Origin of the sequence: Streptomyces sp. NBC_01314 (assembly GCF_041435215.1) — a bacterium.
Classification (GTDB): Bacteria; Actinomycetota; Actinomycetes; order Streptomycetales; family Streptomycetaceae; genus Streptomyces.
In genome coordinates this window covers 10,734,989-10,760,101 of sequence record NZ_CP108394.1, presented here as the reverse complement: position 1 = coordinate 10,760,101, position 25,113 = coordinate 10,734,989, and the positions used below count along the sequence as shown (strand labels likewise).

The following is a 25,113-nucleotide window of genomic DNA, read 5'->3' as shown; positions in this document are numbered from 1 at the left end:
CTCATGCCTCCGTCGTGGTCAGGTCCGTCGCGCGGCGGGCGAGGAGGGAGGCGCAGATCTCGCCGGCGCGGACGGCGGTGGTGGAGAGCAGGGTCGAGGTGAGGCCGTGGGTGTGTTCGGTCCCGCCCTGGAGGTAGATGTCCGCGGTGACCTCGGCGGCGGTGGCCACACGGTGGTCGCGGCCGACCTGCAAGGCGTCCTCGTCGTCGCGCAGGCAGAGTTTGCCGATCTCCCCGAGGTTGTCGCCGACGCCCCGCGGCCGGTAGCCGGTGGCGTGGACGAGGATGTCGGCGGAGAGGATCTCGCGCTCCCCCGTCGGCAGGAACTCCACTGTCAGCCTGACGTCGTCCGTGCCCGTCTCCACCTCGCGCAGGCGGGAGACGTTCATCATCCGCAGCCGCTCCCGGCCCTGGACCTTCTCCTGGTACATGGACCGGGACAGCGACTCGATCAGGTCCATGTCCACGACGGAGTAGTTGGTACTGCGGTGGTAGTCGAAGAGCGACTGCTTCACCTCGCGGGGCGCGCCGTAGTACAGGTCGACGGCCTCGGGGTCGAAGATCTTGTTGGCGAAGGGGCTGTCGTCGGCGGGTGTGTAGCCGTACTTGGCGAAGACGGAGCAGATCTCGGCCTCGGGGAAGCTGCGGTGGAGGTAGTCCACGGCCTCCGCCGCGCTCTGGCCGGCACCCAGGACGACGGCTCGCCGTATCGGCCGTCCCGAGCCTTGGGCCTGTTCGACGCGGGGCAGCAACTCGCTGGTGTGCCAGACGCGGTCGGACAGGGCCGAGCCGGGCGGGAGGTGCGGTTCCAGTCCGGCGGCCACGCAGATACTGCGGGCACGGCGGACGGTGAGCCGTTCCGGATCGCCGGGGGTGCGGCTGGTGACGTCGAAGTAGCGGACCTCGCCGTCCCGGGTGACGGGGCGCACGGCGACGACCTCGGCGGAGTACTCGACGAGGTGCGAGACACGGGCGGCGGCCCACTCGAAGTAGTCGTGGAACTCGATCCGCAGGGGGAAGAGGGTCTTCAGGTTGAGGAAGTCGACGAGCCGGCCGCGGTCGCGCAGATAGCACAGGAAGCTGAAGTCGCTGGTGGGATCGCGCATCGTCACCAGGTCCTTCAGGAAGGACACTTGCATGGTGGCGTCGTCGATGAGCATCCCGCGGTGCCATCCGAACCGGGGTTGCCTCTCCAGGAACCCGACCCGCAGCCCGTCCTGCGTACCGGCCTTCACGGAGTGCTCATGGAGTGCGATGGCGAGTGCGAGATTCGATGGGCCGAATCCGATGCCCAGTACGTCATAGATTTCCGGCCCGGTGTGCAGCGTCGTCACCGCGTCATCGCCTTTCGTAGTACAGGTCACAGAGATTCACAAGGTGGAACACAGCTCCCCCAGCAGAGACATGTTAGATAAGGTAAGCCTTACCTAGCAACGGCTGAGGAGGGCTCATATGCGGGTCGTTATGTTCGGGTACCAGACCTGGGGACACCGGACGCTGCAGGCACTGCTGGATTCCGGCCACGAAGTGGTCCTGGCAGTCACCCATCCGAAGAGCGACCACGCGTACGAAAAGATCTGGAGCGACTCGGTCGCCGATCTCGCCGAACAGCACGGTGTGCCCGTGCTGCTGCGCAGTCGACCGGATGACGACGAACTTTTGCGCGTGCTCAAGGAGGCCGATCCGGACCTCATCGTGGCCAACAACTGGCGTACCTGGCTGCCGCCCGAGATCTTCGACCTGCCACCGCACGGCACCCTCAACATCCACGACTCGCTGCTCCCCACGTACGCGGGGTTCTCTCCGCTCATCTGGGCGCTCATCAACGGCGAGAAGGAGGTCGGGGTCACGGCCCACCGCATGGACGCCGAACTCGACATGGGCGACGTGCTGTTGCAGCGTTCGGTGCCGGTCGGGCCGCACGACACGGCGACGGACCTGTTCCACCGCACGGTCGACCTGATCGGCCCGCTCGTCACCGACTCGCTCGAACTCATCGCCTCGGGCAGGGCCGTGTGGACGCCCCAGGACCGCTCCCGGTCGAGCTTCTTCCACAAGCGGTCCCCGGAGGACAGCCGGATCGACTGGACCTGGCCCGCCGAGGACCTGGAGCGGTTCGTACGGGCCCAGTCCGACCCGTATCCCAACGCCTTCACCCACCACCGCGGCAAGCGCGTCCGGATCGTCTCGGCCGCCGTCTCCGAGGGACGTTACGGGGGCACACCGGGGCGGATCTTCATTCGGGAGGGCGACGGGATCGTCATCGTGGCCGGCGCCGAGGCCCGCTCCGGAAGACTGGCGGGGCTGCTGGTCAAGCGGGTGCGGACGGAGGACGGCATCGAGCACGCGGCGACGGACTACTTCCGCACGATGGGCGGTTACCTGACGGCCCGCCCGTGAACCCGCGGGGGTGACGGGCCCGTACAGGACCCCTCACGGGTGACCACCCGCCCCTCGCCACCCTCACGGGCCCGTTGCCGTTGAGGACCCGTGAGGGGTCGAGGGCACCGTCGGCCGCACGTCAGCCGGCGGTGCCCGACACAGGCACCGGGTCCGGGGCCGTTCCCTCGTGGTGGCGGCCCATCGGGATGACCATGGGGGTGCGGCTGACGGGGTCCTCACCGACGACGCAGCGCAGTCCGAAGACGTCCTCGACCATCGTGGCGGTGATGACGTCGGCGGGGGCGCCCTCGCCCGCGACGCGTCCGTTCTTCATGGCGATGATGTGGTCGGCGTACCGACAGGCCTGGTTGAGGTCGTGCAGGACCATGACGACGGTGCGGCCCTGGTGCCGGTTGAGGTCGGTGACCAGGTCGAGGACGTCGATCTGGTGGGCGAGGTCGAGGTAGGTCGTCGGCTCGTCCAGCAGCATCACGGGGGTGCCCTGGGCGACGGCCATGGCGATCCAGGCGCGTTGCCGCTGTCCGCCGGAGAGTTCGTCGACGGGCCGGTGGGCGAGGTCGGTCATGGCGGTGGCCCGCAGCGCCTCGTGCACGGCCTCCTCGTCGCCCTGCGACCACTGCCGCCACCAGGTCTGGTGCGGTGAACGCCCGCGCCCCACCAGGTCGATGACCGTCAGCCCCTCGGGCGCGACGGGGGTCTGCGGGAGGATCCCGAGCTTCTGGGCGAGGGTCCGGGTCGGGATGGAGTGCACCGAGCGGCCGTCCAGGTGGACGGCACCGGCCTTGGGCGTGAGCAGCCGGGCCAGGGCGCGCAACAGGGTGGACTTGCCGCAGGCGTTGGCGCCGACGATCGCGGTGACGCGGCCGGTGGGGACGACCAGGTCGAGGTCCTCGACGACGATCCGGTCGTCGTAGGCCAGGCGCAGGCCCTCGGCGCGCAGTTCGGGACCGTCGACGGGACCGCGGGTGCGGTCGTCGACAACAGCGTCGACACCGGCACCGACACCCTTGCCGGCGCCCGCGCCGACAGCGGTGTCGGCGCCGCTGTCGGCACGGGAATCGGCGCGGGCGTCGCGCTTCGTGGCCGGTTCGTACTTCGATGACACGTCTTCAGCCTCCTGAACCGGCGCGGTTGGCGCGGATGAGCAGCCACAGCAGTACGGGTGCGCCGAGCACCCCGGTGACGATCCCGACCGGGAGTTCCGTGTCCGGGACGATCTTCCGGGCGGCGAGGTCGGACACCAGCACCATCACGGCACCGGTGAGCCCCGCCGCGACCGGCGGCGGGAACGGGGTGCCGGCCAGGCGCTGGGCGACCTGGGGTGCGGCGAGCGCCACGAAGGCGACGGGCCCGGCCGTCGCCGTGCCGAAGGCGACGAGCCCGACCGAGATGAGCAGGACGCCCATCCGGACGATGTGGACCCGGGTGCCGAGGCCTTTGGCGACGTCGTCCCCGAGTTGCAGGACACGGATCTGCCGGCCGAGCAGCACGGCCGGGGGCACCAGCACGGCCATCGTGATGGCGAGCGGGCCGATCTGTTCCCAGGTGCGGCCGTTGAGGTTGCCGACGAGCCAGCCGAGGGCGGCCTGCGCCTGGAAGCGCTGGCCGTGGGCCAGGAGGTAGTCGGTGACGCTGGTGCAGATCCAGGCGATACCGATGCCGACGAGGACGATGCGGTAGCCGGTGGTGCCGCGTTTCCAGGCCAGGACGTACACCAGCAGTCCTGCGGTCAACGCGCCCAGCAGACCCAGGGCCTGGGTGCTGAGGCCGCCGTCCCAGCCGAGGACGATCCCGGCGACGACCGCCGCGCCGGCGCCCTGCGTGATGCCCATCATGTCGGGACTGGCCAGCGGGTTGAGCGTCACGGTCTGCAGGAGGGCCCCGGAGATGCCGAACGCGATGCCGACGAGCAGCCCGGCCAGAGCGCGCGGCAGCCGCAGTTCGTGCACGATCAGTTCGGTGCCGGGGTCGCCCGTGCCCGCCAGTGCCTTCATCACGTCGGTGAGCGGGAGGTCGATGTCCCCGACGGAGGTCTCCACGGCGAAGGCCAGGAACGCGGCGGCCGCGAGCAGCAGGGAGACAGCCAGCAGCCGGGGGCGTACGACGCCGGAGACGGGCGGCGCCGGGAACCGGAAGGTGAGGCGGTCGGCCGTGCGGCGCCTGGGGGGCGGATCCGCGGCGCCCTTCGGGGGCGGCACGGGCGCGAGGTCGGTCGTCATCGGCTCACAGCTCCACGGGTTCGGTCGTCATGGGCCCCTGGCACCACGGTTTCGAAGGCCACGGGCCGACGATGACACGGCTCACCGGCCACGGGACCGCCGGTCCACGGCTCACCGAACATCGGCCGCGATCCCCACGGTTCGACGGGCGTGGGATCGCTGTTCCACGGTTCGGCGGGCACGGGGCCGCCGTTCCACGGCTCGCCGCACAAGACCCGCGATCCCGACGGCTCGGCGCTCACGGGGCGGGAAGCCCGCAGTTCGGTGGTGACGGGCCGGAATTCCCGTGGCTCACCGGGCAGGGGCCCGCCCCTCCGGGGTCGAGAAGTCATGTCACAGCTCCGCGAGGCGTCGGCGGCGGACCAGCGCGATGAAGAAGGGGCCGCCGATGAAGGCGACGAGGATGCCCGCCTGGATCTCGGTCGGGCGGGCGATCAGCCGGCCGGCGATGTCGGCGGCCAGCAGGAGGCAGGGGGCGAGGACGGCCGACAGGGGCAGCAGCCAGCGGTGGTCCGGGCCGACGCCGGCCAGTTGGGCGAGGACGCGGGCGATGTGCGGGACGACCAGACCGACGAAGACGACGGGCCCGATGACGGCGACCGCTCCGCCGGTGAGCAGGGTGACGGCGATGACACCCTGGACGCGGACCAGGCCCAGTTTGAGGCCGAGCGACTTCGCCACGTCGTCGCCGAGCGCGAGGCTGTTGAGGGCCGGGGCGCAGGCGAGGGCGAGGAGCGCGCCGACGGCCAGGAACGGCAGGACGCGCAGAAGGACCCCCTCGTCCTGGTTGGCGAGCGAGCCCGCGCTCCAGAAGCGGTAGCGGTTGAGGGCGTCCGGGTCGGTGAGGGCGATGGCGCTGGTCAGCGAGAACAGCAGGGAGGTCACGGCGACCCCGGCCAGGGCGAGTTTGACCGGGGTGGAGCCGGACCGGCCGAGCCCGCCGAGGAGGTACACCAGGACGCTGGCGACGAACGCGCCGCCGAAGGCGAACCAGATGTAGCCGTACACCGACGCGATGCCGAACACACCGACCGACAGGACGACCGCGAAGGCCGCGCCCGCGCTGACACCGAGGATGCCGGGGTCGGCGAGCGGATTGCGGGTCAGCGCCTGCATCAGCGCGCCCGAGAGGCCGAGGGCGGCGCCGGTGGCGAGGCCCAGGGCGGTGCGTGGCACGCGTACGGACCAGATGACGCTGTCGATACGGGAGTTGGGGGCGTCGCCGAGCAGGGTGTGCCACACCTGGTCGAGGGGGACGCCGAGCGCGCCGAACGCCATCGACAGGGCGCACAGGGTGAGCAGGGCCACGCCCGAGAGCGTCAGCAGCAGTGCCGCGCGGGGGCCTTTCGCCGCCCGGACCGTAGAGGTCCCCACGTCTTCAACTTTCTTTGATGAGGCTTGCCTTAACTGTAGGACGAGTGCGGGTTGAACTGTAGGTCTTCCCTGGATCGCGGTCCCGCCCTCGGGGCAACTCCACTATGAGCACCCTGTGAATTAGGTAACCCTTACCTTAGTATGTCGGCGACCCCGGCGAAGAACCGGGCCCCTACCTGGTGGGAAGGCTCACTGCTGTGTGCGGTACCGAGGAAGTCCTGGCCTATTGGCGGCGGCTGCTGACATCGCTGCCGCTGGAGATCTCACTGCCCGCCGATCGGCCCCACCCGCCACAGCCGCTCCTCGAACGGGACACGTGCGCGCCGGCGGATGTTCCGGACGCCCCCGACGCCGTACGCCTCGCGGCGTTCGTCGCCCTGCTGCACCGCTATACCGGCGCGACGGACCTGACCGTGGGCCATGACGGACTCCCGCTGCGGGTGTCCGTCGAGCACGAGCCGACGTTCGCCGAGCTGGTGCGCCGGGTGACGCAGGCGCACGAGGAGGCGGAGACCAACCGGGTGCCGGTCGGGCTCCTGGTCGAGGAGCTGCGGCCCCGGCCGACGCGCGGCGGCGGGCTGTTCTTCAACACGGCGTTCGCCACGGCCGCGCGGCCCATCGGTGAGCTGCCCGCCCCGGTCGACGTGCTGCTGGAGGTGGTCGACGGCTCGGCACGGGCCTCGTACCACCCCGGCGTCTTCGACGGTACGACGATCGAACGGCTCCTCGGCCACTACCGCACCCTGCTGGCCGACGCGCTGGCCCGGCCCGGGACTCCGGTCGCCCGCCTGGAGCTGATGAGCCCGCAGGAGTACCGCCAGGTCGTCCACGACTGGAACGACACCGCGCACTCGGTGCCGGCGGACACCTGGCCCGCGATGTTCGCCGAGCAGGTGCGGCAGCGGCCGGACGCCGTGGCGCTGATCTTCGAGGACGAGGAACTCACCTACGCGGAGCTGGACGAGCGCGCCAACCGCCTGGCGCACGCGCTGATCGCGCGGGGTGCCGGGCCCGAGCGGATCGTCGCCCTGACACTGCCGCGCTCCGCCGAGCTGATCGTCGCGGAGGTGGCTGTCCTGAAGTCGGGCGCCGCCTATCTGCCGATCGACCACGACTACCCGGCGGACCGGATCGCGTACATGCTGGGCGACGCGCGGCCCGTCTGCATGGTGACCACCGGGGAGACCGCACGGGACCTCCCCGACCCGGTCGAGGGCATGACGCTCCTGGAGCTGGACTCGCCCGCCACGGCCGCCGAGTTGGCCGGGCGGCCGGCCCACGACCCCACCGAGGCTGATCGCGGGGCATCGCTCACCGTGCTGAACGCCGCCTATGTGATCTACACCTCGGGTTCGACGGGCCGCCCCAAGGGTGTCGCCCTCGCGCACGGCGGTGTGGCGAAGCTGGTGGCCACGCAGAGCGAGCGGTTCGGCATCGGCCCGCACAGCCGGGTGCTGCAGTTCGCCTCGCCGAGCTTCGACGTCGCCTTCTGGGACCTGTGCCTCGGACTGCTGTCCGGCGGCCGGCTCGTCGTCGTCCCGGCGGAACTGCGGGTGCCCGGCGCACCGCTCGCCGACTACGCGAACGCGCACGGCATCACCTTCATGATCCTGCCGCCCGCGCTGCTCGCCGCCCTGCCCGACGACGTCCGTCTCCCGCCGACCGCCACGCTGTTGGCGGGCACCGAGCGTGTCTCACCCGAGCTGGTGGGGCGGTACGCGCGCGGGCGGATGATGTTCAACGCGTACGGCCCGACCGAGGCCACCACCAACTCCACGCTCGGGCTGTGCGATCCGGACATCCCGGCCGGGGCGATCGTCCCGATCGGCGTGCCCGACCCGGGGACCCGGGCGTACGTCCTGGACGCGTTCCTGCGGCCCGTCCCCGCCGGGGTCACCGGTGAGCTGTACCTGGGCGGTGACGGCCTGGCCCGGGGCTATCTCGGGCGGCCGGATCTGACGGCCGAGCGGTTCGTGGCCGACCCGTTCGGGGGGCCCGGCGAGCGGCTCTACCGCACCGGGGACCTGGTCCGCTGGCGCGCCGACGGACGGCTGGAGTTCCTGGGGCGCGCCGACGCCCAGGTGAAGATCCGCGGCTTCCGTATCGAGCCGGGCGAGATCGAGTCGGTGCTGCGCGGCCACCCGGCCGTCGACCAGGTCACCGTGGTCGTGCGCGAGGACCGGCCCGGCGACCGCCGCCTCGCCGCCTACGTCGTCCCCGCCCTCGACGCGCCACGCGACGCGGACCCCGACGCCCGGGTCGAGGAGTGGAAGGAGCTGCACGAACTCCTCTACGGGGCGGCCGGTTCCGAGGACGCCGTCGACTCCGCCGACACCGCCGCCCGTGACGGATCCGGTCTCCGCGAGAACTACGCCGGCTGGAACAGCATGTACGACGGCACGCCGATCCCCGTCGAGGAGATGCGCGAGTGGCGAGCGGCGACCGTCGAGCGCATCCGTGAACTCGGCACGAACCAAAGGGTGTTGGAGATCGGTGTCGGCAGCGGCCTGATCCTGTCCCGGATCGCGCCGGACTGCGAGGCGTACTGGGGCACCGACCTCTCGGCGAAGGCCGTCGCGGCGCTCCGCGCCCAGGTCGACGCCGATCCCGAGCTGGCCGTGAAGGTCGAGCTGCGGGCCCGGCCCGCCCACGACACCGACGGGCTGCCGACCGGGTACTTCGACACGGTCGTCATCAACTCGGTCGCCCAGTACTTCCCCAGTGGGGAGTACCTCGTCGATGTGCTGCGCCAGGTGTCGGGGCTGCTGGCCCCCGGTGGCCGGATCTTCGTCGGCGACGTCCGCAACCTGCGGCTGCTGCGTACGCTGCGCGCGGCCGTGGAGACCCGGCGGGCGACCGGTGACGCGGGTGAGGGTGAGGACAAGAGCGCGCTGCGCGCGGCCGTCGAGCAGTCGGTGCGCTGGGAGGGCGAACTCCTCCTCGACCCGGACTTCTTCGCCGCCCTCGACGGCTTCGACGCGGAGATCCGGATCAAGCGGGCCTCGCACCACAACGAGCTGAGCCGGTACCGGTACGACGTCGTGCTGCGCCCGGGGGCTGCGACGGGCAGCCCGGAGTTGCCGGAGACCGACTGGGCGGCGGTCGGCGGCCTCGGCGGACTGGCGGAGCTGCTGGCCGGGCGGCCGGACGGGCTCCGCGTCACCGGTGTGCCCAACGCGCGCCTCGCGGACGACCTGGCTGACCTGCGGCGGCTGGACGGCAGCAGCCGGGAGGCGGCCACCGGGGCCGATCCGGCGGATCTGCACGCGCTGGCGGCGGAGCACGGCTACCGGGCGGCACTCACCTGGAACGGGAACGCCGACGACGGGGCGTTCGACGCCGTGCTCGTCCTCGACGGGCCCTTCGGCCCCCTGTACCGGACGGCCGACGCCTTTCCGCACGCCAACCGGCCCGCGCCCTTCCGTGACGTCGGCGCGCTGATGCGGACCCTGCGCGGGCACGCCGCCGAGTGGCTGCCCGACTACATGGTCCCCTCGGCGTTCGTCCCGTTGCACGCCCTGCCGGTCACCCCCAGCGGCAAGATCGACGCGCGGGCGCTGCCGGCCCCGGACTACGCGGCCATGAGCTCCGGCCGCGCCCCGCGCACCAGCCGCGAGAAGCTGCTGTGCGCGCTGTACGCCGACGTGCTCGGGCTCGACGCCGTGACGGCCGAGGACGACTTCCTCGCGCTCGGCGGCGACAGCATCAGCGCCATCCAACTCCTCATCCGCGCACGGGAGTCGGGCCTCAGGCTCACCACGCGTGACGTGTTCCGGCACCGCACGGTCGAGGCGCTGGCGAAGGCCGCCGTCGAGCGGGTCGCCGAGCGGACCGCCGACGAGCCGCTGGTGGAGGTCGACGAGGCCGAACTCGCCGAGATCCAGGGCACGCACCCGCTGCCGGTCGAGGAACTGCTTCCGCTGACCCCGCTCCAACAGGGCTTCTTCTTCCACTCCCTCACCGGCGGCGCCGACGGGGACACGTATGTCGTCCAACAGGTCCTCGACCTCGCCGGACCCGTCGACGGCTCGCTGCTGCGCCGGGCCGCGCAGGGCCTGCTGGACCGGCACGCGCCGCTGCGGGCCGCGTTCCGTCAGCGCCCGGACGGCACCCCGGTGCAGATCGTCACGCGGGACGCCGAGCTGCCGTGGCGGGAGGTCGACCTGTCGTCGCAGGACGGGGAGGTCCGGGAGTCGCTGGGTGACGCGGTGGCCGCCGACGAGCGCGCCCGGGGCTTCGACCTGGCCGCGCCGCCCCTGCTGCGCTGCGCCCTGGTCCGGCTCGGGGAGGAGCACAGCCGTCTGGTGCTGACGTTCCATCACATCGTGGCGGACGGCTGGTCGTTGCCGGTGCTGCACCGCGAACTGATGGCGCTCTACGGTGCTGACACGCCCCCGCTTCCCGAAGTCGCCCCCTACCGCGGCTTCCTGCGCCGCCTGGCCGAGCAGGACCGCGACGCGGCCCGCGACGCCTGGCTCGACGCGCTCGCCGGGTTCGACGAGCCGACGCGGCTCGTCGGCACTCCGGCCGACGCGGCACCCGTACGACCGGGCCATGTGCGGGTGGAGCTGTCCGAGCGGACCACCGCGCGGCTCGCCGAGCGGGCCCGTGAGCACGGGATCACCCTCGGCACGGTGGTGCAGGGCGCCTGGGGCCTGCTCCTCGGCAGGCTGACCGGCCGGGACGACGTGGTGTTCGGCACCACGGTCTCCGGGCGCGACGGCGAGGTCGAGGGCATCGCCTCGATGGTGGGCCTGTTCATCAACACCCTGCCGACCCGCTTCCGCTGGGCCCCCCGCGAATCCCTCGGGGCTCTGCTCGTCCGGCTCCAGGAGGAGCAGGCCCGGCTGCTGGACCACCAGCACCTGGGCCTCGCCGAGATCCAGCGGCTCACCGGGCACGCGGGCTCCGGTGAACTCTTCGACACCCTCGTGGTGTTCGAGAACTACCCCGCCGAGACGGACCTCCGGGACGCCTCGGGCACCGTACGGATCACCGGCGACGCCTTCCACGATGCCGTGCACTACCCCCTCGCCCTCGTCGTCAAGCCCGGCCGACGGCTCGACCTGCGGCTCAAGCACCACGCGGAACGCCTCGACGGCGACACCGTCCGCGCCATCGGCGACCGTCTGGCGCGCGTGCTGGAGGCCATCGCCGAGGCACCGGACCGCGTGGCCGCCTCCGTGGAGCTGCTCTCCCCCGACGAGGCCCTGCACGCCCGTCCCACCGGCGAGGACCGCCTCGTACCGGAGACCACCCTGGCCGAGGGGTTCGCGGCGCAGGTCGCCAGGACGCCGGACGCGACAGCCGTCGTCTTCGAGGACGAGCACCTGAGCTACGCCGAACTGGACGCCCGCGCCGAGGAGTTGGCCGTGCGGCTGCGCGGCCGTGGCGCCCGGCCGGGAGCCTTCGTCGCGGTCGCCGTGCCCCGCTCGGCGGAGCTGATGGTGGCACTGCTCGGCGTCCTGAAGTCGGGTGCCGCCTATCTGCCGGTGGACCTGGACTACCCGGCCGACCGGGTGACCCACATGCTCGCCGACTCGGGCGCCACGACCGTGGTCACGCTGTCCGCGACGGCCGACCGGCTGCCGCGAGCGTCCCGACCGCCGCAGTCGCCCGCGCGGAACGTTCCCGCGATTCCCTCGGTGCTGCTGCTCGACGCCCCGGACGACGAGCCGGCCGGTAACGCCGTCGCCCCCGTCGCCGCCCGCCCCGACGACCCCGCCTACCTCATCTACACCTCCGGCTCGACCGGCCTCCCCAAGGGCGTCGTCGTCACCCACCGCGCCATCGTCAACCGGCTCGCGTGGACGCAGGGTGCCTACGGACTCGGCGCGGACGACCGGGTGCTGCAGAAGACACCGTCCAGCTTCGACGTGTCCGTGTGGGAGTTCTTCTGGCCGCTCCTCGAAGGCGCGACCGTGGTGCTCGCCCGCCCGGACGGCCACCGCGACCCCGCCTACCTGGCCGGGCTCGTCCGTGAACAGGCCGTCACGACCATGCACTTCGTGCCGTCGATGCTGGAGGCCTTCCTCCAGCACGACGAGGTCACCGGCGACCCCACCTGGTCGGTGTCGCTGCGCCGCGTGCTGAGCAGCGGCGAGGCGCTCCCCGTCACCGCCGCGGGCCGCTGGCACGCGCTGACGGGCGTGCCGCTGCACAACCTGTACGGCCCGACCGAGGCGGCCGTCGACGTCACCTACCACCCGTATGCCTCCGACGAGGACCACGGCGCTTCGGTGCCCATCGGGCGTCCCGTGTGGAACACCGGCCTGCGGGTCCTGGACGCCTGTCTGCGGTCCGTCCCCGACGGCGTCCCCGGCGAGCTGTACCTGACCGGCGTCCAGCTCGCCCGCGGCTACCACGCGCGTCCGGCGCTGACCGCCGAGCGGTTCACCGCCGATCCGTACGGGCCGCCCGGCACCCGGATGTACCGCACCGGTGACCTCGTCCGGCGACGCCCGGACGGGGTGATCGAGTACCTGGGCCGCACGGACCGGCAGGTCAAGCTGCGCGGCAACCGGATCGAACTCGGCGAGATCGAGGCCGCCCTCGTACGGCTTCCGGAGGTCGCGCAGGCCGCCGTGACGGTACGGGACGACGCGCTCGTCGCCTATGTCGTGCCCGTCGGCGGCGCCGAGGTGAGCGACCTCCGCGAGGCCCTGACCGGGTCCCTCCCCTCCCCCATGGTGCCGAGCGCCTGGGTGGTCCTCGACGCGCTGCCGCTCACCCCCAGCGGCAAGCTGGACCGGGCCACGCTGCCCGCCCCGCAGGCCGTACGGACCGCTGTCACCCGTGCGCCGGGCAGTCCTCGGGAGCAGCTGCTCGTCGAGATCTTCGCGGCCGTGCTGAAGCTCGCGGAGGTCGGTGTCGACGACGACTTCTTCCTGCTCGGCGGGGACAGCATCAGCTCGATCGCCGTCTCCAGCCGGGCCCGCCGCGCGGGTCTGGTGATCGGCCCGCGCGACGTCTTCGAGCACCGCACCCCGGCGGCGCTCGCGGCGACGGCCGCTGTCGACGAGACGACCGCGGGGGACAGCCCTGTCGAGTCCGCGTTCACCCTGACCGAGGAGGAGCGCGAGCGGGTCGAGCGGCTCGCCCCGGGCCGGATCGAGGACGTGTGGCCCCTCGCCCCGCTCCAGGAGGGCCTGTTCTTCCACTCGAACTTCGACGACAGCTCCCTGGACGTCTACACGGTCCACGAGTCCTTCGACTTCACCGAACGCGTCGACGCCGAGCGGCTGTCGGCGGCCGTGCGCACGCTGCTGGCCCGCAACCCCAGCCTCCGCGCCGGGTTCACCAGTGAAGGGCTGCGCCAGCCGGTGCAGTTCATCGTGCGGGACGCCGAGATCCCGCTGACCGAGGTGGATCTGGCAGGGCTGCCGGCAACCGAACAGGACCGGCGGATGCGGGAGTTGCTGGACGAGTCGAGGGCGCGGCGCTTCGACCTCACCCGCCCCCTCCTCTTCCGGATGCTGCTCGTACGACTCGGTGACGAGCGCGGCGACCGGCTGGTCGTGGGCCGTCATCTGATCCTGTGGGACGGCTGGTCGGCCTGGCTGTTCCTGGACCAGCTGTTCGCGCTGTACGAGAGCGGAGGCGACCCGGCGGGCCTCGCCCGTCCCGGCTCGTACCGCGACTACCTGACCTGGCTGGAACGACAGGACGACACCGAGGCCACCCGGTCCTGGCGGGCGGCCCTGTCCGGTTTCGAGGAGCCCACGCTGCTGGTGCCGGCCGCCTCCGACCGGGGGCGGGAGCCGGTGATCCCTGAGCAGCTGGACGCCGTGCTGGACACGGCGGTCGCCGAGCGGCTGCGCGACCTCGCCCGGGGACACGGTCTGACCCTCAACACCGTGCTCAACGCGGCCTGGGGGCTGGTCCTGGCCGGCGCGACGGGCCGCAGCGACATCGCGTTCGGTACGACGGTCGCCGGGCGGCCCAGCGAGGTGCCGGACGTCGAGAACGTCATCGGCATGTTCCTCAACACCGTGCCCGCGCGCATCGCCTTCGACCCGCGTGAGCCGGTGGTCGCCCTGCTGCGCCGTATCCAGGGCGAGCGGCTTGAGGTCATGCCGTTCGAGCATCTGGGCCTGGGTGTGCTCCAGGCCGAGTCGGGGCACCGGCGGCTGTTCGACACGCTGTTCGTGCTGCGCAACGCCGACACCGACGAGCGGCTGGCCGAGCTGCGCGAGCGGCACGGCGCGACGGCCGTGGCCAACGTGGACGCCACGCACTACCCGGCGAACCTGGTGGTCACGCCCGGCGAGCGGGTCAGAGCGACCCTCGCCTACCGGCCCGACCTGCTGGACGGCGCCTACGCGCAACGCCTGTTGGACCGCTTCGTGCTGCTGGTGGGCCGGCTGGTGGCCGCCCCGCACGCGCCCGTCGGCTCACTGGGCTCCCTGCTGCCCGCCGAGGCCACCGCGCTCGCCCGTGAGGAGGCCGAACAGCGGCAGCCCGTACCGCACGAGACGGTCGCGGACATGCTGGCCGCGCAGGCCGCCCGCACCCCGGACGAGACCGCCCTGGTCTTCGGCGCGCAGACCCTGACGTACGCCGAACTCGACGCGCGCTGCGACCGCATGGCCCGGCTGCTGATCGCGCGGGGCGCCGGTCCCGAGAAGGTGATCGCGCTCGGACTGCCGCGCTCGATCGACATGGTGGTGGCGCTGTTCGCGGTGCTGCGGACGGGGTCGGCGTATCTGCCGCTGGAGCTGGACCACCCGGCCGACCGGCTGTCGCTGATGCTGGCGGACGCCCGCCCGCTGCTCCTGCTGTCCACGCAGAGCGTGTCGCAGACGCTGACGGGCGACACGCCGCGCGTACTGCTCGACGACCCGGCGGTGGCGGCCGAACTGGCAGCCCTCCCGGCCGGCCCGGTGTCGGTGGACTTCAGCCTCGACCACCCGGCGTACGTCATCTACACCTCGGGCTCGACGGGCCGTCCCAAGGGTGTCGTCACGCCGTACGTCGGTCTGACGAACATGCAGCTCAACCACCAGAAGGAGATCTTCGCCCCGGCGATCGCGTCGGCCGGCGGACGGCGGCTGCGAATCGCGCACACCGTGTCGTTCGCGTTCGACATGTCCTGGGAGGAGCTGCTGTGGCTCGTCGAGGGACATGAGGTGCACGTCTGCGACGAGGAGTTGAGGCGGGACGCGACCGCGCTGGTGGCGTACTGCGAGGAACACCGCGTCGACGTCGTCAACGTGACCCCGACCTACGCCCACCTCCTGCTGGAGGAGGGCCTGTTGGAGGGGCACCGGCCGCCGCTGGTGCTGCTCGGCGGCGAGGCCGTCACCGAGACGGTGTGGAACACCCTGCGGGACACGGAGGGGACGTACGGCTACAACCTGTACGGCCCGACCGAGTACACGATCAACACGCTCGGCGGCGGTACACAGGACAGCGCGACCCCGACCGTGGGCAAACCCATCCGCGCCACCCGCGCCCGCATCCTCGACACCTGGCTGCGGCCGGTGCCCGACGGTGTGTCGGGTGAGCTGTACATCGCCGGTGTCGGTCTGGCGCGCGGCTACCTCGACCGGCCCGGCCTGACCGCCGAGCGGTTCGTGGCCGACCCGTACGGGCAGCCGGGCGAGCGCATGTACCGCACCGGTGACCTCGTACGACGCCGCCCGGACGGCAATCTGGACTTCCTGGGCCGTACCGACGACCAGGTCAAGATCCGCGGCTACCGGGTGGAGCTGGGCGAGATCGAGACCGCTCTCGTCCAGCACCCCGAGGTGTCCCGGGCCGCCGTCATCGCCAGGGACGACGCCGGCGCCCCCGGCACCAAGCGCCTCGTCGGCTACGTCGTCCCCGCCGAACCCGACGCCGAGGCACGCGAGTCGGCCGAGCGGGAGCAGATCGGCGAGTGGCAGGAGATCTACTCCGCCGAGTACACCGAGATCGGCACCGCCCTCTTCACCGAGGACTTCGCCGGCTGGGACAGCTCCTACGACGGCACCCCCATCCCCGTGGAGCACATGCGCGAGTGGCGTGAGGCCACCGTGTCCCGCATCCGCGAGCTGAGGCCCCGCCGCATCCTGGAGATCGGTGTCGGCTCGGGTCTGCTGCTGTCGAAGCTCGCCCCGGACGCCGAGGCGTACTGGGCGACCGACTTCGCCGCGCCCGTGATCCGCAAGCTCACCGAGGGCGTCCAGAGCGACCCTGTGCTGGCCGGCAAGGTCGAGCTGCGCTGCCAGGCGGCAGAGGTGACCGACGGACTGCCCACCGGCTTCTTCGACACGGTCGTCATCAACTCCGTCATCCAGTACTTCCCCAGCCTGGACCACCTCCACCAGGTGATCCGGGGCGCGCTGGACCTGCTCGCGCCCGGCGGCGCCCTGTTCCTCGGTGACGTCCGCGACCTGCGCCAGGCCCGGGTGTTCCAGTCCGGTATCCAGGCCGCCCGTGCCGACGCGGACACCGAGCCCGGGAGCCTGCGCCGGGCCGTGGAGCGCGGCCTCGCCCTGGAGAAGGAACTCCTCGTCGACCCGGACTGGTTCACCACCCTCGGCGTCTGCGTCGACCTGCGCACCAAGGCGGGCCGCCACCACAACGAGCTGACCCGCTACCGGTACGACGTGGTGCTGTACGAGGGGGCTCCGGCACTCTCCCTGGACGGCGTCCCGGCCGTCGACTGGACCGGGCGGGACGTGCTCCTCACCCGTCTCGACGGCAGCGGGCCGCTGCGGGTGCGGGGCGTCCCGGACGCCCGCACGGTCGGCGACCTCGCCGGCCTGCGCGCCCTGGACACCGGTCGGCCGACGGCCGTCACCGCCATGGGCGTGGAGCCGGAGGACCTGCGGGAGACGGCCGAGACACACGGCTACCGGCTGCTCACCACCTGGTCCGACGAACCGGGCGCCTACGAGGCCGTTTTCGTGCCCGGCACCGACACCTCCCGTACGGCGGGTCTGTACCGGCCGCGCGCCGACCGCGACGACGTCCCGTTCGCGAACACCCCGGCCGCCGGGCGCGGTCACACCGCGCTCGTCAGGCGGCTCCGCGACGACCTCGGACAGCGGCTGCCCGGCTACATGGTGCCCGCCGCCTTCGTGGTCCTGCCCGGACTGCCGATGAACGACAACGGCAAGCTCGATGTGCGCGCCCTGCCGGACGCCGAGCCCGCGGTCGCCCTGTCGGCCGGGCGCGGCCCGCGCACCCCCGTCGAGGAGGTGCTGTGCCGGCTCTTCGCCGAGGTGCTGGGCCTGCCCCGCACGGGCGCGGAGGACAACTTCTTCGACCTGGGCGGCCACTCGCTGCTGGCGACCCGGCTGATCAGTCGCGCCCGCACCGAGCTGGGTGCCGAGCTGGCGATCCGTGACCTGTTCGAGGCGCCCACCCCGGAGGCGCTGGCGCTGCGGGCGGAGGCCGGCAGGCCCGCGCGTCCCGTGCTGCGGCCGGCGTCCGAGCGGCCCGCGCGGATCCCGCTGTCGGCGGCCCAGCGGCGACTGTGGCTGGTGGAGCGCATCACCGGCGGCGTCGCCTACAACTTCCCCCTCGTCTTCCGGCTGCGCGGCGAGCTGCGCCTCGACGCGCTGCGGGCCGCGCTGGGTGATGTGACCGACCGTCATGAGGCTCTGCGGACACGGTTCCTGGAGGAGGACGGGGAGCCGTATCAGTGGATCGTGCCGCCGGGCACGGCCGAGCCCGACTTCCGGATGTCCGATGTCACCGAGGACGAGCTGTCCGAGCGGATCGCGGCGGCACAGCGGCGCCCGTTCGACCTGAGCACCGAACTCCCCGTCCGGGCCGAGGTGTTGAGGCTGGGCCCCGGCGATCACGTCGTGGCTCTGATGTTGCATCACATCACCACCGACGAGTGGTCGGACCGGCCGTTCCTCGGTGATCTCAGCACCGCGTACCGGGCCCGTGTCGAAGGCCACGCCCCGAGGTGGGAGCCGCTGCCGGTCCAGTACGCCGACTACACCCTGTGGCAGGACACGCTGCTCGGTCAGGTCGGCGAAGCCCAGCTCGCCCACTGGACCGGGGCTCTGCGGGAGCTGCCGGAGGAGCTGTCCCTGCCGCTGGACCGGCCCCGGCCGGAGGAGCCCACCGGGCGTGGCGGCAAGGTCCACCTGGACCTCTCCCCTTCCACGGCCCAGGCTCTGCGTGAGCTGTCCGGTGCCACCAACACCAGTATGTTCATGCTGTTCCAGGCCGCCACGGCGGCGCTGCTGCACCGGCTCGGCGCCGGGAACGACATTCCGCTCGGGGCGCCCATCGCCGGGCGTACGGACGACGCGATGGACGACCTGATCGGGTTCTTCGTGAACACGCTGGTGCTGCGCACCGACCTGTCGGGCGGCGAGACCGGCCTGACGTTCACGCAACTCCTGCGCCGGGTCCGGGAGTCCGCGCTGGAGGCGTTCGAGAACCAGGATCTCCCCTTCGACCACGTCGTCGAGGCCGTGAACCCGCCCCGGGTCGCCGGCCGCAACCCGCTCTTCCAGGTCATGATCGGCTACCACTACCGGCCCGACGGCGACCCCGAGGTGCTCGGCATGCCCACCGAGTGGTTCGACATGGACACGGGCATGGCCAAGTTCGACCTCCACTTCACCTTCGTCGACGAGGTGGGCCGGGACCGTCTCACCCTCCTCCTGGAGTACGCCCACGACCTGTACGACGGGACGACGGCCCAGCGGCTCGCCGGGCTGCTGGCGCGGCTCCTCGACCGGGTGGCCGCCGAACCCGACGTCCCCGTCCGGGATCTGGAGGTTCTCGGCGAGGCCGAGCGGGAGGCGGTGCTCGTCCGGTGGAACGACACCGGTCACGACGTACCCGCGACGACCCTGCCGGAGCTGTTCCGCGCGCAGGTGGCGCGGACGCCGGACGCGCTCGCTGTCGTCGACGACGAACAGCATTTGACCTACGCGGAGTTGGACGCGCGGGTCGAGCGCACGGCGCGGGTCCTGGCCGGGGCGGGTGTGGGCCCGGAGCGCACGGTGGCGGTGGCGTTGCCGCGTTCGGTGGACCTGGTCGTGGCCCTGTTGGCGGTGCACCGGGCGGGCGGCGCCTATCTGCCGCTGGAGGCCGATCAGCCGCGGGAGCGGATCGCGCTCATGCTGGAGGAGGCGCGGCCGGTGTGCGTCATCGAGGACGCGCTGCCCCAGGGGCCGGAGGCCGAACCACCCACCACGTACGACCCGTCGAGCCCGGCCTATGTGATCTACACCTCCGGCTCGACCGGCCGCCCCAAGGGTGTCGTCGTGCCGCAGACGGGCATCGTGAACCGGCTGCTGTGGATGCAGGACGCGTACGGGCTCGGCCCCGACGACCGGGTGCTGCAGAAGACCCCGTCCGGCTTCGACGTGTCGGTGTGGGAGTTCTTCTGGCCGCTCGTCACCGGAGCCGCCCTGGTGGTCGCCCGGCCGGAGGGCCACCGGGACCCGGCGTATCTGGCCGGACTCATCCGCGAACAGGGCGTCACGACCACGCACTTCGTGCCGTCGATGCTGCAGGTGTTCCTGGAGGAGCCGGCCGCCGCCCGGTGCACGAGTCTGCGCCGGGTGATGTGCAGCGGTGAGGCGCTGCCGTCGCCGGTGGCCGAGCGCTTCCACGAGGTGCTGTCGGCCGAGCTGCACAACCTGTACGGGCCGACGGAGGCCTCGGTCGACGTCACGGCCGGCCAGGTGGTGGCGGGCGCCGAGCGGGTGGTGATCGGGCGTCCCGTGTGGAACACCCGGACCTATGTCCTGGACGCGTCGCTGCGGCCGGTGCCGCCGGGCGTGGCGGGTGAGCTGTATCTGGCGGGCATCCAGCTCGCGCGTGGCTATCTCGACCGTCCCGGCCTCACGGCCGAGCGGTTCGTCGCGGACCCGTACGGCGGCCCGGGTGCCCGGATGTACCGCACGGGCGACCTGGCCCGCTGGCTGCCGGACGGCACACTCGACTTCCTGGGCCGCACCGACCACCAGGTCAAGATCCGTGGGGTGCGCATCGAGCCCGGTGAGATCGAGGCCGTGCTCGCCCGGCACGAGTCGGTGGCCCACGCGGTCGTCGTGCCGCACGAGCAATGGCTCGTCGCCTACGTCGTCCCCGCCGCCGGAGCGGTCACCGACCCGGCGGCCCTGCGGGATCACACCGCGACCGCCCTGCCCGAGCACATGGTCCCCGCGGCCGTCGTCGTCCTCGGCGCGCTGCCGCTGACGCCGAACGGCAAACTGGACCGCCGGGCGCTGCCCGTGCCCGACTTCTCGGCGGGCGGCGGCACGGGCGGCCGGGCGCGGGATCCGCGCGAGGAGATCCTCTGCGGTCTGTTCGCGGGCGTCCTGGGCGTGGACCGGGTCGGTATCGACGACGACTTCTTCGTCCTCGGCGGCCATTCCCTGCTCGCGATGCGACTGGTCGCCGGAGTCCGGGCGGCCTTCGGCGCCGAGGTGTCGCTGCGTACGGTGTTCGACGCGCCGACGGTGGCCCGTCTCGCGCGACGCCTGGCGGAGGATTCCACGGCCGATGTCCGTGCCAGGCCGGCGCTCGGGGTCCGGCCGCGCCCCGAGCGGCTGCCGCTGTCCTCCGCCCAGCAGCGCCTGTGGGTGCTGTACCAGGTGGAGGGCGCCGGCGCGACGTACAACATCCCCTCGGCCTGGCGGCTGACGGGCGCGCTGGACGTCGAGGCGCTGCGGGCCGCCGTGCACGACGTCGTCGTACGCCACGAGACACTGCGCACGGTCTTCCCCGACGACGCGGGCCGGGCCCATCAGCTGGTGCTGGCGCCCGACGAGGTCCGTGTCCCGTTCGAGGTCGTCGACACCGACGACGACCTGCTGCCGGAGCTGCTGGCGGAGGCCGGCGCGTACGGCTTCGAGCTGGACCGCGAACTCCCGCTGCGCGTCCATGTGTTCCGCACCGGCGAGGAGGAGTGGACCGTCCTGCTGCTCCTGCACCACATCGCCGGGGACGAGTGGTCGGAGGGGCCGCTCAACCGGGACCTCGCGCTCGCCTACTCCGCCCGTACGGCCGGACTCCCTCCCGAGTGGGAGCCGCTGCCCGTCCAGTACGCCGACTACACGCTGTGGCAGCGGGAGGTACTCGGCGACGAGAAGGACGCCGACAGCCTCGCGGCCCGCCAGCTCGCGTACTGGAAGCAGGCGCTGGCCGGGCTGCCCGAGGAGCTGGCACTGCCCGTGGACCGGGCCCGGCCGCTGGAGGCGACCTACCGGGGCGGCTCCGCCGACCTGTCGCTGGACGCCGGACTCGCCACAGCCCTGCACGGGTTGGCGCGGGACAACGGGGTCAGTGTGTTCATGGTGCTCCAGGCGGCCGTGGCCACCCTCCTCTCCCGGCTCGGCGCTGGGAACGACATCCCGATCGGCAGCCCCATCTCCGGGCGCGGCGACGCCGGTCTGGACGACCTGGTCGGGTTCTTCCTCAACACGCTGGTGCTGCGGACCGACACCTCGGGGGAGCCGACGTTCCGGGAGCTGCTCGGCCGTGTCAGGGAGGCCGACCTGGCCGCGTTCGACCACCAGGACGTGCCCTTCGAGCGGCTGGTGGAGGTGGTCAACCCGGCCCGGTCGCTCGCCCGTCACCCCCTGTTCCAGGTGATGGTCGTGTATCTGGCGTCGGGTGGCGACGACACCGGGCTGCTCGGACTGGACGCCCGCCGGGACGACGTGGCGCAGACGACCGCCAAGTTCGACCTGTCCTTCGACTTCGTCGAGCGCGGCGACGGCACCGGGGTGGACGGTGTCCTGGAGTACAGCGCCGATCTGTTCGACCACGACACGGCCCAGTCGTTCGCGGCCCGACTGCTGCGCGTCCTGCGTGCCGTGACCGCCGACCCGGACACCACGCTCGGCCGCGTCGACATCCTCGGCGCGGACGAGCGGGCCCTCCTCCTCGGCGGCTGGCACAGCAGGCCCGCCTCGGGCGCGCCGACCACCGTTCCCGCACTCTTCGAGGAGCGCGCGCACCGGCACGGCGATCGGCCCGCGGCCGCCTCCGACGGCGTCGAGCTGACCTTCGCCGAGCTCAACGCGGACGCCAACCGGTTGGCCCGGCTGCTCGTCGAGGCCGGTGCCGGACCGGAGCGGTTCGTGGCGCTCGCGCTGCCCCGTACGGCGCACTTCCTCACGGCCGTCCTCGCGGTCCACAAGGCGGGCGCCGGCTATCTGCCGCTCGACCCGGACGCCCCGGTGGAGCGCACGGCCGACGTCCTCGCCGATGCCCGGCCGGTCCTGACCCTGACCACCCGCGACCTCGCCGCCGCCCTGCCACCCGGCACCGAACCGCTGGTGCTGGACGACCGGGACACCAAGGCGCGGATCGCGGCCCAGGACACCGCCGACCTCACCGACGCCGACCGCACCGCCCCGCTGACGCCCCAACACCCGGCGTACGTCATCTACACCTCGGGCTCCACCGGCCGCCCCAAGGGCGTCGTGATCACCCACGAGACCCTCGGCAACCTCTTCCACAGCCACCGCGAGACCCTCTACGCACCCGCGATCGAGGCGGCCGGGCGGAGGCATCTGCGGGTGGGCCACGCCTGGTCGTTCTTCTTCGACGCCTCCTGGCAGCCCCAGTTGTGGCTGCTGGACGGGCACTGCGTCCATGTGCTGTCCGAGGAGGTCCGGCGCGACCCCGAGCTGGTCACCGAGGCCGTGTTCCGGCACCGCTTCGACTTCCTGGAGGTCACCCCGTCGTTCTTCGCGCAGATGGCCGACAGCGGTCTGCTGCGGGGCGGCGACTGCCCGCTCGCGGTCGTCGGCGTGGGCGGCGAGGCCGTCCCCGTCGCCCTGTGGAAGCGGCTGTCCGAGCTGCCCGGCACCGAGGCGTTCAACCTGTACGGGCCGACCGAGTCGACCGTGGACGCCCTCGTGGGACGCGTCCGCGACAGCGAACGGCCACTCGTGGGACGGCCGGTGGCCGGTACCCGGGCGTACGTCCTCGACGACCGCCTCCAGCCGCTGCCGCCCGGCGTCCCCGGCGAGCTGTACCTCGCGGGCGGCGGTCTCGCCCGCGGTTACCTGGGCGGCCCCGCGCTGACGGCCGAGCGGTTCGTGGCCGACCCGTTCGGGCCCGCCGGATCACGGCTGTACCGCACGGGCGACCTGGCCCGCTGGACCGCCGACGGACGGATCGACTACCTCGGCCGCGCCGACGACCAGGTCAAGATCCGGGGCTTCCGTATCGAGCCCGCCGAGATCGAGGCGGTGCTCACGACCCACCCGGAGGTCGGCCAGGCCCTGGTGACCGTCCACCAGGACGGCCCGCGCAAGCTGCTCGTGGCCTACGTCGTGCCGGTCCCGGACTCCGCGCCCGACCCGGCGCGGCTGCGCGCCCATGTCGCCGGCCGGCTCCCGGACCACATGGTCCCGGCGGCCGTCGTCGCCCTGGAGCGGTTCCCGCAGCTGGCCAACGGCAAGCTGGACCGGTCCGCCCTGCCCGCGCCCGACTTCTCCGCCCTGTCCTCCGGACGGGCACCCGCGACCCCCGTCGAGGAGCTGCTGTGCACGGTCTTCGCGGAGGTGCTGGGGCTCGAACGGGTCGGTGTGGACGACGACTTCTTCGCCCTCGGCGGTGACAGCATCGTCGCCATGCAGCTCGTGGGCCGGGCCCGCGCGGCAGGCCTGAGGATCAGCCCGAGGCTGGTGTTCCGGCACCGCACGGTCGCCGGGCTGGGCACGGTCGCCGAGGCGGCCGACGTCAGCGCACCGCGCCCGGCGGACGACGGTACCGGCTCCGTGCCGTTCACTCCGGTCATGCACTGGCTGCGCGAACTGGGTGGCCCCTTCGCCACGTACCACCAGTCGGCCCTGGTGCGCACCCCGGCGGCCCTGGACCTGCCCGCTCTGACCACCGTGCTCCAGGCGCTCACCGACCGGCACGACCTGCTGCGGGCCACCCTGGTCAGGCCCTCCCGCGAGGACACCGGGGAGTGGTCGCTGCTCGTACCGCCCGTCGGCACCGTCGACGCGGCCGGCTGGATCGAGCGGGTCGACGTGTCCGGCCTGGACGCCGGCGCGCTGGGCGAGGCCGTACGCGAACACACCACCGCGGCACGGGCGTTGCTCGACCCGGACTCGGGGGTCATGGTCAGGGCCGTATGGTTCGACGCGGGCGACGCCCCGGGCCGACTGCTGCTGATGGGCCACCATCTCGTCGTGGACGGTGTGTCGTGGCGTGTGCTGCTGCCGGACCTCGAAGCGGCCTGGCGGGACCTCTCCGCCGGACGGCCCATCGGGCTGGTGCCCGTCGAGACGTCGTTCGCCCGCTGGTCCCGGCTGCTCACCGAGCTGGCCCAGGCACCGGAGCGGGAGGCCGAACTCCCCGTGTGGGAGGCGATTCTCGACGGCGGCACCGAGTCCCTGCCGCTCACCCGCGAACGGGACCCGGACCGCGACACCGCCGCCACCCGGCGCGAGGTCGTGCTGCGACTGCCCGCCGAGCACACCGGACCGCTGCTGTCGGCCGTGCCCGCCGCGTTCGGCGCCGCCGTCAACGACGTGCTGCTGGCCGGGCTCGCCCTCGCCTTCGCCGACCGGCGGCGGCGGGACGGCGGTGCGGACACCTCGGTCCTCGTCGACCTCGAAGGCCACGGCCGCGAGGAGGAGCTGGGCGGCGACGGGATCGATCTGTCCCGTACGGTCGGCTGGTTCACCAGCGTCTTCCCGGTCCGGCTCGATCCTGGGCCGACCGACCCGGCCGAGGCCTTCGCCGGGGGCCCGGCAGCCGAGGAGGCCGTACGGCGGGTGCGCGAGCATCTGGCGGCGCTGCCCGCGAACGGGGTCGGGTACGGACTGCTGCGGCACCTCAACCCCCGTACCCGCGAGGTGCTGGCGGCCTACGAGCCGCCACGTGTCGAGTTCAACTACCTGGGCCGGTTCGGCATCCCGGAGGAGACGGACTGGTCGTACGCGCCCGAGGAGGACGCCGCGGACATCGGGTCGGAGGGCTCGATGCGGGAGGGTCACGCGCTGGAGATCAACGTGGTGACCGAGGACCGGGCGGACGGGCCGGTGCTGGCCGCGCACTGGTCGTACCTGGAAGGACTGCTGCCGCGCGACACGGTCCAGGATCTCGCCGAGACCTGGTTCCGGGCCCTGCGAGGGCTCGTCGCGTGGGCGGAGCGGAGTCCGAAGTGAGCAACCCGAAGTGAG

At 72.7% G+C, this 25,113-nt stretch carries 6 protein-coding genes; 2 read left to right on the top strand and 4 right to left on the bottom strand.

The features are described 5' to 3' along the window. Window position 1 precedes the first annotated feature (1 nt). Window positions 2–1,333, bottom strand: a complete 1,332-nt coding sequence (locus OG622_RS47380) for a lysine N(6)-hydroxylase/L-ornithine N(5)-oxygenase family protein (protein ID WP_371583402.1) — start codon at window positions 1,331–1,333, stop codon at window positions 2–4. Window positions 1,334–1,451: 118 nt separating this feature from the next. Between OG622_RS47380 and OG622_RS47375 the strand changes: the two genes are divergently transcribed. Further along, the gene (locus OG622_RS47375) at window positions 1,452–2,399 is read left to right on the top strand and encodes a methionyl-tRNA formyltransferase (protein WP_371583400.1); all 948 of its coding nucleotides are present in this window, start codon (window positions 1,452–1,454) and stop codon (window positions 2,397–2,399) included. Between the two features lie 121 nt (window positions 2,400–2,520). On the opposite strand, the gene OG622_RS47370 is transcribed toward OG622_RS47375, so the two are convergent. The 3 genes from OG622_RS47370 to OG622_RS47360 all read right to left on the bottom strand — a co-directional run bounded on the left by OG622_RS47370 (window position 2,521) and on the right by OG622_RS47360 (window position 5,995). Next, window positions 2,521–3,342, bottom strand: coding sequence for an ABC transporter ATP-binding protein (locus OG622_RS47370; protein ID WP_371584438.1), 822 nt, complete (start codon window positions 3,340–3,342; stop codon window positions 2,521–2,523). Between the two features lie 169 nt (window positions 3,343–3,511). Beyond that, on the bottom strand, window positions 3,512–4,621 hold the full coding sequence (locus OG622_RS47365) for a FecCD family ABC transporter permease (protein ID WP_371583398.1): 1,110 nt from the start codon (window positions 4,619–4,621) through the stop codon (window positions 3,512–3,514). 333 nt (window positions 4,622–4,954) lie between these two features. Further along, entirely contained in the window at window positions 4,955–5,995 is a 1,041-nt protein-coding gene (locus OG622_RS47360) for a FecCD family ABC transporter permease (RefSeq protein ID WP_371583396.1), read from the bottom strand. A gap of 197 nt (window positions 5,996–6,192) precedes the next feature. Here OG622_RS47360 and OG622_RS47355 point away from each other — a divergent pair, with 197 nt between their 5' ends. Next, the gene (locus OG622_RS47355) at window positions 6,193–25,098 is read left to right on the top strand and encodes an amino acid adenylation domain-containing protein (protein WP_371583394.1); all 18,906 of its coding nucleotides are present in this window, start codon (window positions 6,193–6,195) and stop codon (window positions 25,096–25,098) included. Window positions 25,099–25,113: the final 15 nt, after the last annotated feature.